We start from the raw sequence: 16,883 nt of genomic DNA, 5'->3' as shown, positions 1-16,883 counted from the left end.
ATGGTAGAAAGTTATTTATTTTTATAGAATATATTTAAAATAATGTGGAGGGACTCTCTTAAAGATTGTTTTACAAAGTTTTGTCAAATAAAAAATGGACATAATGGGGATAATGACTGGTTTGTAACTAGTTATCCATTTTTGTATCCAACAACTTTGATGCCTCTTTTAGAATATATTGTTAGTAATGATCTTCGAGTAAGATTTCATCCGAATGTTGCGGGATATGTAAAGACCATATTACCAAAGAATACTAGTAATAAATCTATAAGTAAAAGAACTTATATTCAAATTGCTATGTTAAGACCAGGATATGTTGGTGGCACATCAGTTTTAGATGAAGTTATTCATTTATTATCTAAGCAATATGGTGGTTTAGATTCACTATATTATTTATTATCCGAATTAACGTCAAATATATATGATCATTCAGAATTTACAAAAGCTTTCATAATGGCCCAAGAGTATCCTAAAAAAGAATTTACAGAAATTTGCATTTATGATAATGGAATTTCAATTCCGCAATGTTTTCAAAATCATGGTTTTGATTCTTCTTCAGATGCAAATTATATTCATCAAGCTATAAATGGTAAATCAACTAAAAAAGAGGATACTGGGAGAGGATATGGGATAAATTCAAGTACTCGTATGGTTATAGATGGTTTTGATGGGGAAATGTTCATCGCTTCTCGTAACGGAGCGATTCAAATAACTAAAGAGAAAATGTTGGGTTATAAGTGTGAAGGGATGTATGAATTAGAGGGGACACTTGTAAGCATGAGACTTCCCAAAAGATTAATTAATTATTCCGAACATATTTCTGGTAAGAGAAATTTTTCAAAATTTGAGGAGGAAAAAAGATGCAGATAAAAAAAGACAAGATTCATGTGAATATAGCGGAAGTAGTTTCACCCGTACTGGGCATTAGATTATCTGCTACACAATTCTTCGAAAAATTTGAATCAAATAAAAAAGAAGTAGAAATAGATTTTAGGGATGTTAAATTCATAAGCAGATCTTTTGCCCATGAATATTTGAAGCAAAAACAAAGTATTTCACCTGATATTAATGAACTCAATGTGCCTAAAAATGTAAAAGAAATGCTAGAAATTGTCCAAAGATCTAAATAAAAGTGAGACATTATTTAAAAATGTCATGGTTCTCCATATTCAGATCCGTTTTTATTTTTATATTCTATTTTTCTCACAGAAACTAATTTTAATCTATATACGATTTCATATTCAGTAATAGCTAATTTTTGAGAGTTCACATCCTATTTAGAATATTTCTCAAAATCCCTTTTAAGATTTTTAAGTTATTACACATTTTGAACACCTTGGATGAAGATAAATTCCTATTCTGGATAGATCTCCTAAATAAAAATAATTTTTAGGTAATGTTTTGATAAAAATGTATGCTCATTTTCATAAACAAACCATCCCAAAATAGAATTGATGAAATAATAGTTCTAGAAGAAGAATTATCATTCGCACTGTTGTATAAAAATGTTATAATTGGGGAAAGAATTTTTGAAAAATATTAAATCTGCTTAATAAATATGAAAAAAGATGTTAAAGAATGTTACAGTTTGTCCAAGATTTTGTTTAAATACTTGTATTAGTTAAGTTTAGAAATTAAAGTGATTTTTATGGTCAAAGAGAAGGATTTAGATAAAAAATTCAACACATTTAAGCCGAATATAAATAGTCATGACCAGATATTAATCACTTTTAAGGATTCTTTAAAATATTTAGAAAATAATTCTGCCCTATATATCAAATTATCAAACTATTTTAAAGCTTACTATTTTATTGATGATTTGATACCACAAACTTCTGATAATTTCATATCCGGCCACACTTTTCCATATTCCGAATCATATTTTGAGCTTGAAAATTCGTATCAATTATGTCTGGAAGGATTTTATACTTACTCTTTTGCTGCTCTAAGATCAGTACTAGAACTAGGTATTCTAGGAATTTATTTTGCTGTAAATGATAAAGAATATAACGAGGTTCGCCCATGGTTAACCTCTGAAAAAAGAACTCCTGCCTTCAAAAAAGCATTAAAACGGTTGAATGAGATTCCTCACTTCAAAGAATATGATGAAAAGTTTGATTATGTGAAAAATATTTATGAGATATATGATCATTTAAGCGGTTTTATACACACAAGGGGCTATAAATACAGTTCAAGATCAAAAAATCGGAGTAATATGAATAGTTTTAATGAAGAAGCCTTGATTGAGTATTTCAAATATATGTTTTTAGTTGTTTCCCATATAGTTGTATTGATGTTGATTAAATATCCCATAGGTATGAAAGAACTTCCTTTGTTTGATAAATTTGGATTTAACTCGCTAGCAGGAGGTTTTTTAGAACCTTATCAAATTGAGGCAGCTAAACTTGTTTTAACAAAAAAACAAATAAAATTTCTAGAAGAAATAATTGATAATGATCCTAATGTTAAATTGATAATCGAAGAAATAGAATCTATGCCCGATATATCTGAGGGGGAATTACAAAAACAAAGGGAATTTTTTGAAGAATGGACTAAAAATTAGATTTTAAACTTTATTTTTTATAACATTACTTTGGTGAAATTATGAATTATGAAATTAGAAATTTGATAGATAAAGGTGGATTTGGGGAGGTATACGATTGTGTGGATGCAGTGGGCAATGTTTATGCGATAAAAATACCTAAAATCGAGGAACAAGAAGAAGAAAAAAGATTTAATAGAGAAATAAGAATACATGCTGCACTTTGTCATGAAAATATTCTTCCAATAATCGAAGATGGGAGTTACAAAGGCCACCCCTATTACATCATGCCAATTGCTAATTGTAATTTAGATAATTTAATTAAAAATATTGATACATTAGATTTATTCTCTCAGATAGCTAGTGGAATGATTTATGCTCATGAAAATGGAGTTATACATCGTGATTTGACACCTAGGAACATTTTAGCATTTAAAAAAAATGGGGGATATATCCTAAAAATATGTGATTTTGGATTAGGTAAGTTTTCGATTAGAGATTCAACTGTTATCACAGGATCTGCAGATTCATTTGGAACTGTTGGTTATATGGCCCCAGAACAACGAGGGGGGGTCAGAGATGTAGACCATCGTGCAGATATTTATGCTTTGGGTAAAATTCTTTATAAGATTGTTTCTGGAACGGAAGATGTTATTACAATAAACAATGATAAAATACCTTCGGAATTTAGATATATTATAAATAAAGCTTGTGCTGATGATGTAGAATCTAGATTCAATAGTGTCAAAGATATGATGGAAGATTTTAATCTTGTTACTTCACCTTTCCATGTTTCTAACCCATCGCATATAGTAAGAGATGAAATTACTAATATTCTGGATGAAAATAATTTCAGCCTTGAAAGGACAGCAGATCTAGCAAAAATGATTCTTGAAAATACAAGTGATAACATTATTATTAATGAAATAGTCCCAAAGATACCTGAATCAATATTAAAAAGCCTTTTAAATAACCATTATGACACATTTTATTTTGTTATAAAAGATTATGATAATAGTATTGATATTATAGGACTACCATTTGGTTATTGTGATATTATAGCAGACTTTTATAAGAATTTATATGATAACACGGATTCTTATGAACTCAAAGAACTCATTATTAAGAGATTACCAAAATTAGGGTATGAAAATAATCGTTATCATGTTGGTTATGTATTTGGACAGATTGTAAATGAACTGACAGATGATTCACTTATATTAACTGTTAGAGATATTTTAAGTTCTGACGAGCAAATGGCTAATTTTTGTAAAGACTATTTTAGTAAGGGGATACCTAAAATTATTAGTTCTATTCTATAACTGTATTTTTTTAAGTTATGGTATGAACTTACTATTAAAAAGAGGATTGACTAAATATTTTTAATTTTTAGCATTGTTTTTTATTAAAATGGGAATTTTATTTTTATTGTTCAACGATTTTTTACAAAAATTTATTAATGAATTAATTAAAATTTATTATAAATGTTTATTAGGGCCCAGTGGATTCGTAACGTCAATATTGTTTACTGTAATGTCGTTATATTTAAATTTTAATTAAAAAAAATAATTTATATTGAACTAAAAGAAGTAAAACTTAATTTTATACACTCCTTTACTACTAAAAATCCAAGATTTACTATAAAAATGAGTGCATTTAACCTTTTTAACTTTACCGCTGTTGTAATATATTTTAAAGTAGTCAAGGTATCTACAATTATCCACATAATCATATATTCCTATTTCTTTTAAATAGCTGTATTTGTCCACTTGAAGATACCCATCAGATCCATAATCGTCAACTGTGTGATATGAACTACCAGAACCAAATCGAACGCTTTTTATCCGATTTACTTTTTTATTAATATATTTTTTAGTAGTTTTGATTTTACCATTAAAATAATATTTTTTAGTTACAATTTTGTACTTTTTATAACGGGCATTTCTTTTTTCGAAAAATTTAATGGTCTTTTTTATTTTTTTTGTTGATACGAGTGAATAAGAGGATATCGAAAGAGTTTTAGAAATTGATTTCGGAACATATATTCCATTTCCCGAGAAATTAATCAGTAATTTTTTATTTCCTGATGATGAGGGTAAAATTATTGTTGCAATACCATTAGAATTTGTTTTACCGTAATATATTTTATTTCCAAATTTGACTGAAATTGTTTTACTGGATAATGGTTGATATTCCCAGAATACATCATCAAATCCATATACTTTGGTTGTTACAATTATTTTTTTAGTTCCTAATTTAGTATCTGCTTTTAAAATTGAAGATACTTTTGGGATAGTATAACTACTAGAATAATTGCATGGCTTGTAAGTTGTATTTCCCTTGTATGAAATAGTATAATTATATTTGCCTGTCTTTAATGGGACATAAAAATCAAATCCGCCCCAATAATCTGTTTTTTCAGTGTAAATTTGATTATTTATGGATAAATTAACCTCGCTATCCTCTAAACCGTGAGAATAGCCTGAGGGGCGACCCATATCGTCTGTACCATAACCTTGCAATTCTCCATTAATTCGTAATTCCGATTTATCATCATAATAACTATGAGTTGTTTCTTTGACATCAATATAAGTATCCCCATAATTTGCAGCAGAAACGGTTGAAATAGTTGCAAAACATAATAAGAATAACAATATCAAAAATTTATTGCTACGCATAAATAAAATCCTCCTTTTTTTTAATTAAATTACAAATATCAATTTTTCATTTGTAGTAAGTGTTTATATGGGTGTCCAATAAAATGATTCAGTTATTAAAATTAATCAGTGAAAACATTAGTTACTTGATTTTGGAAAATAAAATAAAAAAATAGAAATTATTGAGAAATAGTTATTTTCCATGATCCGTCTGCTTGAACATCTAATAAATATTCTCCTGCAGGAATACTAAATGCTCTTGAATTGTCTACACTACCAATTTCATTTTCGACATATTCTTGTGTTGACCCATCATCTGCATTTACTAAATGGATAATGAAATTTGATTCACCATCATGTTTCATACTAATTCTCATTAACCCTCCAGGCCAGTTAAAAGATTCAGTTGCTTTTTCACCAGATCCTTTAAAACTAACTGGATTGAATGTTGAAGCTTGTGATTCATTATTAGAGTCAATATCGCTGTTAATATCACTGTTACTATTGCTTGTTTGGGAATTATCAGTTGTATCTGATGTGCATCCTGAAATACCAACTACTAAACAAAGTATAGTTAAAATACAAATTAATCCAATCTTTGAAATATTCAAATTATTACCCCCATTGGTTTTTTAATAATATAAAATAAACATTTGTTTATGGTAAATATAAATTTATACTTTTATAGATAGAATAGTTAACTTTAATTATTGAAAAGATTATACAATTAACTATTATAATTATTATCTCGTGAATAAATAGTTTCTAATCTTTTATTGTTATCTATAATTCGATTTAAATTATTATAAACCACTAAAAAAATTGAAAAAAAGAGTTCGATGAAAGATTTAATCATTTAAATGATTCCGAATTAGAATATTTGTTAAGCGAGTTGGATGTGGAATTATTTTGTTGAAGAAATATATCATTCTGATTTTTGGAAATTTTTTAGAGTGAGTATATTCAATATTCTGGAAGTTCATCATGTTGCCGAAAAACTTTTCTGAGATATGGGTCGGATCAACAAAATTTGATTCAGTTAGAACTATATTAAATATAATTGAAAGAATGATTAATTAAAATGATTCTATTTACTTACTTTATTAAATTATTAATGCTACTTTAATTTTAGGTGGTGATTGATGATTATTTTAATAGTAGAAAAACTGTTAAAAAAAATGTTCGATATTGAACTTCGCTAAACTCTTCTATAACGAAGTTATTTGGACCATCAAATCCAAAAGATTCCGTGGGTATAATCATTAGAATTATTTGTAAAAATAAAGCTAAAAAGATTAGTTTTAGTCATTAATGGTTGTAGGGCTGAAAAAAATTCGATGTAATTTTAAGTGTACATAATTTTCTGTATTTTTTGATAGGATCTATTGGATCAATATAAACAATATATGGGAATACGATTATTGGAAATGGAACTCGTGGAATCATAATTTATAATTCCTCAAATAACACAATAATTGGTAATAATATAACTTGTAATGGTTTTAATGGAATTCAAACTAATTTTAGTTCTACTACAATTTATGGTAATTTAATATCTGGATGTGAAAGTGGAATATATTCTGAAAATTCCAATAACACCATTTCAAGCAATAACTTGATAAATAATACTTACGGGGTCTGGACTTACAACTCAACAGACACCATCCATTTCAACAGGATAGTAGAGAATACTCATGGTCTTAGAAATGATAGGGGTATTGTAAATGCTACTAATAACTGGTGGGGAACTAATAATCCAACTATTCCTAATGATGTTTGGATTGTAAGTGGAAATGTTACATATAATCCATGGTTAGTTTTGAATTTAAATATTTCATCTGTTAATTCTGGCGGAAATACCAGTGTAACAGCAGATTTAACCCGTAATAGTGATGGTTTAAGCACGGTATCTCAAGGGTTTATTCCAGATGGAACACCCGTCAACTTCAATACAAACACCGGAACTATAATTGATACGGCTTATACTATAAGAGGTCAAGCTGTAACTATATTGAATTTAAATAGTACTCAGCCTCAAAATGCTACTGTTTCAGCATCAGTTGATACTCAATCTGTTCTAACAACGGGATTCGTATCCATAGGAACAGCATTATTAACTCTTAATAGTACTGCTTTAGATAATTCCACTGGTCAATTACTCAATACCACTTATACTATTCCATTAAATAGTTCAGTGACATGGCTTAGTGTTCTCTGGATCAATAAAGACATGTTCACTGATGAATTACAAATAATAGTTGATGGATCAGTAGTACAAAGTAAGTACTTCTATAATGCTGCTTATGAAACCTGGAAAAACAGTTACTCTTCCTCTGTGTTTAATGCAATTTTATACACTAATTTGAGATTACCATTCACTTCAAACACAACAGCATTCTGGAACAACCTAACAACAACATATAATTTAACCAGTACAGAATTAACATTTATTCAGAATCATCACAAGGATTTCATTGATAACATTACAGTGAATATTGTTTATTCTGGAGTATCTGGTTTTAATTTGAATGTGACCGATCCAGATAACAGTACTAATGTGTTTAGTTTAAATTTCCCTGGAAATGTTATTCAAAGAACAAGTCAGGTTATATACTTGGGTGGTTCTTCATGTGATGGTTTGAAGAGTTTTGCAATAGCCACAACATGCGTAAATAATAATGTATTACAATACTGGCAGAATCAATACTCTAATTATCAAACTGCTGATGCTATGAATGTTGCTTACAATACTTTCCTAACTGCTTTAATGCTTGAATACAGTCATGATCAAATTGCGGATAATATCACAACTCGATATAATGTTACTTGGAGTCGTACAAATCCTATCATAGTTTCTGTGGGTGAAGATGCACATGAAACATATATAACTTTAGAATGTGATCACAGTATGGGTATGACTGTTGTGGGTACACTAGAAAATGTAAAAGGATTTAATTATATTTGTTCTTCTGCAATTTCTAATCTGGAATATACAATAATGAATACTGCGTATAATTCGACTTATTCGTATGGGACTTTTAGTTCTGTAATGAATGATATGTATTATGCTAGTTTGAATAATTTCACTGAAACTTTTATTCAAAATAGTTATATCATTGTAAAGCATGAATTTAATGATAATGAGTTTATTATAGTTGATCTTGAAACAGGAATTGTGCGGGATATTAATACAGTTAATAATTTTTGCGGGGGGTTCAAAATTGACCCTACAAAGGTGTACAAGGGCCCTATTCCTCTTTCCTGGGTTTCAGATGGTTATCGTAATTGGGTAGTAACTAAAGGGCAGGTGGATAATTTAGGAACATTTTGGTTTTATTGGGATGGTTTAGGAAGTGTTTACATAGCTTCTTCCCCTATAGCTTACCAGAAAAAGAATATGATATGGGTCGATGATACATTAATTGTTAATGGAATTGAGTATCCTTTTGCCGATTCAAGTGGTGTTTATTCCAAAGAAGCGATTGATATAACGAGTATTCTCCAAAAAGACTCTACTAATTTATTTGGTCTTTATAGTGTTCAAATTAAAATAGTGGATGTTTATGGTCAAGTTATTGGGTGCAGCCCATTATGGGTAGTTAATGATGCTGAAAGAGATGAGCCTGATGAATGGGAATATGATCCGATTAAAATTCCAACACCTACTACACCCCCATTACCATGGAATGAGTCCAATCCACCATATGATCCATTCTCTTACAATGATTCAAATTTTCCAATTGATATAAACATTAATAAAGTCTTTAGAAGAATTACGAATACTACTGATAGCAATGGAGAACCGCCATTTTTGCCTGAAAAAGGTGAAATGGAATTTGTGTTCCCTTATGGATATGATGCTGCAACTAACAATTATTACGTTTGGAGGATTAGGTATAGGTATAATTTATAATCAAATCAAACAGTTTAAAGTTTAGAACTCAATTTACAAATATTCTGTTAAATTGTTAATAAGAATCATAAGTATTTATGAAAAAATTTATAGGAGGCTAATATTATGAGGTTTCATCCAAGTGTATCAATATTTTTAGGAATTATTTGTTGTTTTACATTGTATCTAATTGCTGTTTTAGGGTTTAGTGCAAATGCTTGGGTGGGAGGAACTTTTACTGTACCTCATAATCCTTCATGGTTTGGAACATTTCTATTAATTTTATCGTTTATACTGAGTGGAGTTATAGCTACTTTTTTTGCTAAAGAAAATAAAATAAAATATGGAATATTTGAAGGATTATGTTTAATATTAATATTCTCTATTTGGTCAGTATGTATTTGGTCCTTGCAACATAATGTTATTAACTTTTCTAATACTATTTTTTCAAACGTCATGCTTTTTTTACTTGTATGTGTTGGTAGTATGTTCGGGATGATGGCTGATAATGAATATAATGGATTTAGTCCACTTCTTGCTGTCATCGCAGGATCAGTTATTGGATATTCAAGTATTGTTTTGCTAGTATTATTAACCGGATATTCTCCAGATCCCGCTTCTTACTCCGTGGGAATGATGAGTTTTATAGTTGGGGGGCTCTCTTCTGCGATAGGAGGTTTTGTTACAACATTTTTTGCTAAAGAAAAAAAAATAAAATATGGAATTTATACTGGAATACTTATAATAATAATTGGCTTAGTACAATTATTAATAAATATGACGACTATCTACATCCATATATATGCATTTCTAGGATATGTCTTATCTGCGGCTATTGGTGGTTACATTGCAATAATGGCGGCTAAACATTTAAAAATAACCCCTAATCAAAAATTTTCATAAGCATTATAAAATAAAAATTTCGGGTGGTTAAAAATGATAATTCTAGCAACTGTGACAACTACTACAACAACAATAACAACAACTCAATTATTAACTGGTTTAATTCTTTTAGTAGGTTTATTGATAATTATATGGTTAATTAAAAGATATAAAAGTTAAAAGAAATAAAATAGATCCCTTCAGATATTTATTTGCTGAAAAAATTTTTTAAAGTAATTTTTAGAGAGATTATATTTAAAAATCTATCAGATTAGCTTGTATGGGCGTTATAATATCTGCGGGATTAATACTATCTTATACTTACTTATTCCTACCAGATATGTTTCAAGCTATGAATATGTGGGTTCATAGGCATTTTTCATAATTAGTTACTTTGATATCATCACGGATACCTCGTAAATTTGATTTAGAAAAGTTCATGAATAATGAGTTTATTGTGGTTGATCTTGAAAAGGGTATTGTGCGGTAATATAATTAATACAAATTAAAACATTGCTTTTTTAAGAGGTTGTTAAATGAGAATAGGTTCAAAAATGATCATTTTGGGTTGTATTTTTATATTTATGGGATTACCATCATTTTTATTATATGGTGATTTAATGCCAGATATATTTCTTATATTGGTAGGAATGCTATGGATTCTATTGGGGTTATTTAAAAACAAAGTTTTCCCTAATAAATATTATTTTGTGGCATTTTTTAGTGTAAATGCACTATGGGGATTAATGTTACTTTATATTTTCTTATTTAGAACAGATGAATATTTAATGGATATAAACTGGTTTTATTTCCTAATCGGACTTTTTATATTACTCAGTGGGTGGGTTGGAATGGTTTATATTCGTAGACGTAAAGAGGGTAATTTATAAAAAGATGATAATTATCTGGGGTTAAAGTTAAAGCCATGGATGTGTATGGTCAAGTTATTGGAGCAAGCTAATTGTGGATAGTTAATGATGGGCCTGATGAATGGGAACATGATCCGATTCGAAATCCAACACTATTCTGCCCCCATTACCCTGGAATGAGTCCAATCTACCATATGATCCATTTTATCCACATCCTGACGTTCCAATCGATATAAACGATATTAATAATTTCTTTAGAGATCATCAGAAAGAAACTGATACGATTATGTTAGTGGGTGGGGCGGTAGTATTTGTTATTGCTTTTATTGTATCGTTCGGGTCATCGACAGGATAAATTTCTCAATTTATAAATATATAGTGGTAACTTAGTATAGATATTAATTAAAATTGTTTGTTGAGTGGTAGTTAAATGAAAAAAGGTTCAATAACAATAATATTGGGGTGTATTTGTGTATTTACTCAATTATTGCCTGTTTTACATGGGGATTTGGTAGTTAGCACATTTATTTTAGTTGGAGGGATAATGTGGATTGTTGTTGGAGTATATCAGAACAAAGGTTATCATAATAAAAATTATTTTGTGGCTATGTTTAGTATAATTGCACTATATTGGTTAGTTTTACTTTATATTTTCTTATTCGGAACCGATGAATATTTAGAAAATATATATGCATTTTATATTTTAATGGGACTTTCAATACTTTTCAGCATTCATATTAGCAGATATTATATTCGTAGACGTAAAGATGGTAGTTTATAGATAATATAAATCCACATTGAATTTTTTTTTAAAAGATGTGAACAGGATTGATGATATGAGTATTAAGGAAACAATAACTGATTCTTTGGTTTATCCGTTTTCTAATGGGTTGCGATTTTTGTTTTTGGGGATACTTATATTGATTAGTTTTTCTCCATATGTTGTTTCATATGTGGTTAAGCTAGATTATTGGATAGTTATTTGTTTAAATGTTGTTGGATTATTAATGGTGGGGTCATTGGTGCTGGGGTATTTGTTTAAGGTTATTAGTGAATCTTTAGATGGGGTTAATGAGCTTCCAGTATTCAATAATTGGATTCAAATGTTTATTAATGGCCTTAAATTGTTTATAGTTAATATTACTTATTTGATTCCTGTTTTATTAATCGCTTCCTTCGTTTTTCCTTGCTTATCTGATCTAAGTTTAGGTGCATTGGCACGTTCAGACATATTTTTTTCTATTCTCTTATTAATCGCACTCTTTTATCTGGTATGGATTATTCTCGTGATATTGATGTCCGTTGCTAATATGGCATATAATGGTGGTGAACTTTTTTCAGCTTTTTATTTTGATGAAATGTTTAGTAATGTATCTGTGAATCGGTATAAATCGCCTTCATGGATTTTCTTTGTTGATCTAATTACAATTATTATGGGAATCCTCATGTTTGATGTACTGGTTGATAGAACCATCAATGTTGATGTGGGAAAGATTATAGTTTGGTATTTTGCCACAGGGGCTATTTCGTTAATCTTTATTGTCACTGGATATGTTATAGTGGATATGGCTTCAATTTTTATTTTATCTATGTTGGATTTTTATTCGATTTTAAATTACAATATTTTACGGGTACTAATGTTTTCATTAGCTTTAATTCCCTATCTTTCCATATTTATCTCAAGATCAACAGCCTTAATTTATAATTCTACAATCAAAAGTTCTTTAATCAACCAAAACTCTATAGAATACTATCATTTACAGAAAGATCTATAATTTGAGGAATGGTACTTAAAACTCAAATAAGATATTAAAATTATTCGGGATAGGAGACGTGAAGATGGGTTTAGAATTAAATGATGATTCTCAATATAAATTAAAACCAACACTTTTAAACGCTTTAATTATTGTAGCAGTTTACATAATCATTGTAGTTATAGTTCAAAAAATATTAGGGGTTCCATACCCTGAAATTGCTAAAAGCAGTTCAAACATGTTATATGGTGTATTGATACCTGTAACTACTGGTGCAGTAATTTTAACAATCATTGCTTTATGGTCTGGATGGTGGAAGGATGTATGGCGAGATAAATACCAGATTAAAGGCCATTCTTGGATGCATATTTTCTTAATCCTTTTTGTTTTTGCAATTATTGTAAACTTAATCACAGGACATATTGGTTCATTGGATACGAATCTTGTCCTAACTATATTTATTGCAATGGCTTTTGTTGGTTATGCAGAAGAACTACTTACTAGGGGTTTACTGGTTCAAGGTGCTCGTGGTTCAGGACTTACAGAAGTTAAGATATTTTTCATAGTCATACTCGTTTTTGGAGGCATGCACGCTATGAATTTTATCAGTGGTCAGGGCATTACAACAACAATAATCCAGGTGATTTTTGCAGGACTATTGGGTGGTGTTTTTTATACTATATTCCGTAAAACAGGATTTTTGGTTATCCCCATGATTATTCATGCTTTATGGGATTTTTCAGTGTTTACTCGTGGTGCCATCAACGTCAATCAAGTAACTACACTTACTTTGAATATTATATTGATGGCGATGGCAGGGTTTGCGATATTAATTTCGTTTTTGCTTCTGATTTTTGCTATTCGTAATTTCAATGTTAAATCTACAAAAGATGAACATATTTAAATTTTTTAGATAGTAGTTTCACTATCTTTAAAACCTTTTTTGATAACTCAAATCATTGAAAGTAATAATATATTTGGCCCCATGACTGCCATCATAAAGAATATTTCCATCTATTTGATCAACCAGGTTATTTACCAGCACCAAACCAAGGGTTTTTGTTTTTTTAAAATCAACTTGGTTGGGCAGTCCCTGCCCATCATCTGCAATAATTAGTTTCCTTTTTTCTTTATCCACTTTTAGTTCAATCAATATGGAGCCTTTTTTCTCTGGAAAAGCAAATTTAAGACTATTGGTCACTAACTCATTAATTATTAGGCCCAGAGGTATTGCAGTTTCCATATTCATTTCAATATCTTCAATATTTAAGACGGTTTTGATTTGACTTTTTTGAAGACTATATGTGAAAAAAAGATCTGAAATCAGCCTTTCAACATATTCTTTAAAACTAATATGACTCAAATCACTGGACATGTACAGTTTCTCATGTATCATGGCCATAGATTTAACTCTGTTTTGACTATCTTTGAGAATATCTTTTGATTCCTCTTCTTTAACATAATTGCTTTGGAGATTGAGTAAACTGGAGATGATTTGCATATTATTTTTAACCCTATGATGAATTTCTTTTAGTAATGATTTTTTTTCTTCTAAGGATCTTTTTAGTTCTCTTTCAGCCAGTTTACGTTCAGTAATGTCTTCAGCAATACCTAATAGATGATTTGGACGACCCATATCATCTAAAAGGGGTATTTTCTTGGTTTGCAATATTCTTTCACCTGAATACTTGGTATGGACTGTTTCTTCAGGTATGAAAACTAGTTTCTTTCTAGTTAAAACTTCTCTGTCTTTTTTAGTGTAAAAATCGGCTTCATCTTTAGTAAAGAAGTCATAATCTGTTTTACCCAGTAATTCTTCTCTTTTATATCCCCATATTTCTTCTGCAGCTTTATTCACTCGTTTAAATTTAAGTTCATCAGCAGTTTTCACGAAAATTATGTCGGGGATGTTTTCAATAATATTCTCTAAAAATTGTTTATTCTCTTTTAAGGATATTTCCCTTAACTTTAGGTTGGTAATATCTTCTAAAACTAAAGCTACAGCATTGATTTTCTCATTTTGTTTTAAGAGGCTGTAATGAATATTAACAAACTTCTTTTCACCTTTTTTATTGGTGTATTCCCATTCTTTAGGTATGGGTTTGTTTAACAAAATATTTGTGAATGCAGATAATGCTTCTTTCACACTTAATTTTATTATTGAGGCTAGTTGTATTATGTTTTTACCCACTATGTCTTCATCTGATCCTGTTAATTCTAAAGCTTTAGGGTTAGCTTCAATTATGGTTCCTTTTTTATCAAATAGAACTATACCTTCTTCTGCAGTTTTTATGACATGCTTATATTTTTCTTGACTTTCTTTTAAAGCGTCACTTGCTAATTTTAATTTTGTGATATCTTCGCTGAAAATAATAATGCCACCTATTTCTTGGGGGGCGGAATGCCAGGGGATGACTTCCCATTTAATCCATTGTATAGTTCCATCTGCGCGAACAAATTTGTCTTCTTCAGCAACTTCACTAAAACCTTTAAGGCCTTGTTTATGGATTTTTTTCCATTCATCTGTAATCTCTGGGAAGACATCATAATGTGATTTGCCAAGTATCTCTTTTCCCTCAAGATTATAATCTTTTATCCAGCGTTTACTGGCGGAAATATAGTTCATTTTCCTGTCAAACATGGCAATTGAAGCAGGTGCATTTGAAATGAAAAGATTTAACTGTTCTTCACGTTCTTTAAGTGCTTTTTCTGATTTTATTCTTTTTGTGATGTCTTCACTGAAGATTATGATTCCACCAATCTCTCCCGTAGAGGTGTGCCAAGGATGTACTTCCCATCTAATATATTGAATAGTTCCATCAGAACGTACAAATTCACTTTCATCAGAACTTTCAATAGAACCGGCAAGGGCTCTTTTATGAATTTTTTTTATCTCAGGAGTAATTTCTGGGAAGACATCATAATGTGATTTTCCTTTGAGTTTTTGCTCAGGGAGGTTATAATCTTTTATCCAGCGTTTACTGGCGGAAATATAGTTCATTTTCTTGTCAAACATGGCTATTGCTACAGGTGCACTTTCAATAAAATGTTGAAATTCGGCATCACGTTTTAACAAAGCTTTGTTGATATTTTTCAGTTTTACTTCTGCTTTTTCACGTTCTGTGACATCATCATATACAGCGACGATTTCACCAGATGGTAATTTATAAACGAAGTTTTCTCTCCAAACACTAATTCTATTATCATTATATTGGGAAATGGGATGTTGTTCAGATTGGCCTGTTTTGTATACTCTTTTAAATGTATCCAGGAGACCAAAGTCTTTTATATTGGGAAATATTTCTGTTACTCTCTTTCCAATAACATCTGTTTTCTTAACACCATCAATATGTTCAGCAGCATGGTTGAAATCTTTAAAAACAAAATCTTCTCCATCATCAACAGCCGAATAAACTGCTACTCCATTACTCATATGGTTAAAAAGAGTTTTATAACGTTCTTCACTCTCTTTTATACTTTTTTCTATATTTTTACGTTCAATAGCATAAAATATTGATTTTGATAAAATTTTTGAATCTAAATCTTCTTTTAAGAGATAATCTTGAGTACCATATTGTATAACTGCTGTTGCTAATTTTTTATCATATACCTCAGTTAGAACAATTATGGGGATATTCGCAGCAGTTTTAAAAATCTTTTCTAAAGTTTCAAAGCCATTAAAATCTGAAAAACTAAAATCTAAAAGAATTACATCAGGTATTATATTTAATAGAAGTTCAATACTATCTGCAATGGTATTGGATCTACTTATCACAAAATTACCATCATATTCGCTCAAATGTTCCTCGATGAGCAATGCTTCTTCGATGTTATCTGCAATGATTAAAACATGAATCTTGTTCTTCCCATTCAGCTTTGACATTTTATTTTTTTTCTGAATAAATCAGATAACCCCCGAGTGTTATTTGGAAAAAAATTTTTTAAAGTCAATTAGGCATCATGATTTTTGGTTTTAAAGTATATCCATTCAAAAAATAAAGTTCTCAGACTCCATATTATTCATACCCAGTTTGCATACGATTTTCAGGGCCATTTAATAAATATTTCTGCATAGCTTCATTTAATAATATGTTATTTGTTATATTTATCATTTTATTTAGATTCAAATATTATGGGTTTATGTTTAAAAATAGAGAATTTGAAAAAAAAGAAAAATTTTTTTATTAGTTGTATTGATTGTAACCAACTAGTCTGTCTAGTTTGAACACGTTCCAGTAATAGCTACGGGTGTTTAGTTTGGTTTAATGTATTTGGTTGTGTTATATG

The 16,883-nt window shown here is 29.5% G+C and carries 15 protein-coding genes; 12 read left to right on the top strand and 3 right to left on the bottom strand.

Going from position 1 to position 16,883, the window contains the following annotated elements:
- Positions 1-42 precede the first annotated feature (42 nt).
- The 5 genes from MXE27_RS00815 to MXE27_RS00800 all read left to right on the top strand — a co-directional run bounded on the left by MXE27_RS00815 (position 43) and on the right by MXE27_RS00800 (position 3,864).
- The gene (locus MXE27_RS00815; protein WP_248610486.1) at positions 43-870 is read left to right on the top strand and encodes an ATP-binding protein; all 828 of its coding nucleotides are present in this window, start codon (positions 43-45) and stop codon (positions 868-870) included.
- Positions 861-1,130: an STAS-like domain-containing protein gene (locus tag MXE27_RS00810; protein ID WP_248610485.1), complete on the top strand. Its 270-nt coding sequence runs from the start codon at positions 861-863 to the stop codon at positions 1,128-1,130. The genes MXE27_RS00815 and MXE27_RS00810 overlap by 10 nt, the downstream gene beginning before the upstream one ends.
- Positions 1,131-1,414: 284 nt before the next feature.
- A complete protein-coding gene (locus MXE27_RS11880; RefSeq protein WP_282730270.1) occupies positions 1,415-1,543 on the top strand; it encodes a hypothetical protein in 129 nt (42 codons plus the stop codon).
- A 105-nt stretch (positions 1,544-1,648) separates the two neighbouring features.
- Entirely contained in the window at positions 1,649-2,563 is a 915-nt protein-coding gene (locus MXE27_RS00805) for a hypothetical protein (protein ID WP_248610484.1), read from the top strand.
- A 41-nt stretch (positions 2,564-2,604) separates the two neighbouring features.
- The gene (locus tag MXE27_RS00800) at positions 2,605-3,864 is read left to right on the top strand and encodes a serine/threonine-protein kinase (RefSeq protein WP_248610483.1); all 1,260 of its coding nucleotides are present in this window, start codon (positions 2,605-2,607) and stop codon (positions 3,862-3,864) included.
- 258 nt (positions 3,865-4,122) lie between these two features.
- Here the strand turns inward: MXE27_RS00800 and MXE27_RS00795 are convergent, their stop codons facing one another.
- Together MXE27_RS00795 and MXE27_RS00790 are read right to left on the bottom strand one after the other, a co-directional pair.
- Positions 4,123-5,220, bottom strand: a complete 1,098-nt coding sequence (locus tag MXE27_RS00795) for a hypothetical protein (protein ID WP_248610482.1) — start codon at positions 5,218-5,220, stop codon at positions 4,123-4,125.
- 158 nt (positions 5,221-5,378) lie between these two features.
- A complete protein-coding gene (locus MXE27_RS00790; protein ID WP_248610481.1) occupies positions 5,379-5,810 on the bottom strand; it encodes a hypothetical protein in 432 nt (143 codons plus the stop codon).
- 791 nt (positions 5,811-6,601) lie between these two features.
- On the opposite strand from MXE27_RS00790, the gene MXE27_RS00785 reads away from it, so the two are divergent.
- The 7 genes from MXE27_RS00785 (at position 6,602) to MXE27_RS00760 (ending at position 13,500) form a co-directional block, all read left to right on the top strand.
- Positions 6,602-9,112, top strand: a complete 2,511-nt coding sequence (locus MXE27_RS00785; RefSeq protein WP_342765975.1) for a NosD domain-containing protein — start codon at positions 6,602-6,604, stop codon at positions 9,110-9,112.
- A gap of 105 nt (positions 9,113-9,217) precedes the next feature.
- A complete protein-coding gene (locus MXE27_RS00780) occupies positions 9,218-9,994 on the top strand; it encodes a hypothetical protein (RefSeq protein WP_248610480.1) in 777 nt (258 codons plus the stop codon).
- 33 nt (positions 9,995-10,027) lie between these two features.
- The gene (locus MXE27_RS11875; RefSeq protein ID WP_282730264.1) at positions 10,028-10,153 is read left to right on the top strand and encodes a hypothetical protein; all 126 of its coding nucleotides are present in this window, start codon (positions 10,028-10,030) and stop codon (positions 10,151-10,153) included.
- A 440-nt stretch (positions 10,154-10,593) separates the two neighbouring features.
- A complete protein-coding gene (locus tag MXE27_RS00775; RefSeq protein ID WP_248610479.1) occupies positions 10,594-10,863 on the top strand; it encodes an LPXTG cell wall anchor domain-containing protein in 270 nt (89 codons plus the stop codon).
- A gap of 409 nt (positions 10,864-11,272) precedes the next feature.
- The gene (locus MXE27_RS00770; RefSeq protein WP_248610478.1) at positions 11,273-11,623 is read left to right on the top strand and encodes a hypothetical protein; all 351 of its coding nucleotides are present in this window, start codon (positions 11,273-11,275) and stop codon (positions 11,621-11,623) included.
- Between the two features lie 55 nt (positions 11,624-11,678).
- The gene (locus MXE27_RS00765; RefSeq protein ID WP_248610477.1) at positions 11,679-12,617 is read left to right on the top strand and encodes a DUF4013 domain-containing protein; all 939 of its coding nucleotides are present in this window, start codon (positions 11,679-11,681) and stop codon (positions 12,615-12,617) included.
- 64 nt (positions 12,618-12,681) lie between these two features.
- Positions 12,682-13,500, top strand: a complete 819-nt coding sequence (locus MXE27_RS00760) for a CPBP family intramembrane glutamic endopeptidase (RefSeq protein WP_248610476.1) — start codon at positions 12,682-12,684, stop codon at positions 13,498-13,500.
- Positions 13,501-13,527: 27 nt separating this feature from the next.
- Here MXE27_RS00760 and MXE27_RS00755 read toward each other — a convergent pair whose 3' ends face one another.
- On the bottom strand, positions 13,528-16,479 hold the full coding sequence (locus tag MXE27_RS00755) for a PAS domain S-box protein (RefSeq protein WP_248610475.1): 2,952 nt from the start codon (positions 16,477-16,479) through the stop codon (positions 13,528-13,530).
- Positions 16,480-16,883: the final 404 nt, after the last annotated feature.

The sequence above is a fragment of the Methanobacterium alcaliphilum genome, from assembly GCF_023227715.1.
Lineage (GTDB): Archaea > Methanobacteriota > Methanobacteria > Methanobacteriales > Methanobacteriaceae > Methanobacterium_E > Methanobacterium_E alcaliphilum.
This window is presented reverse-complemented; position numbering and strand designations above follow the sequence as displayed.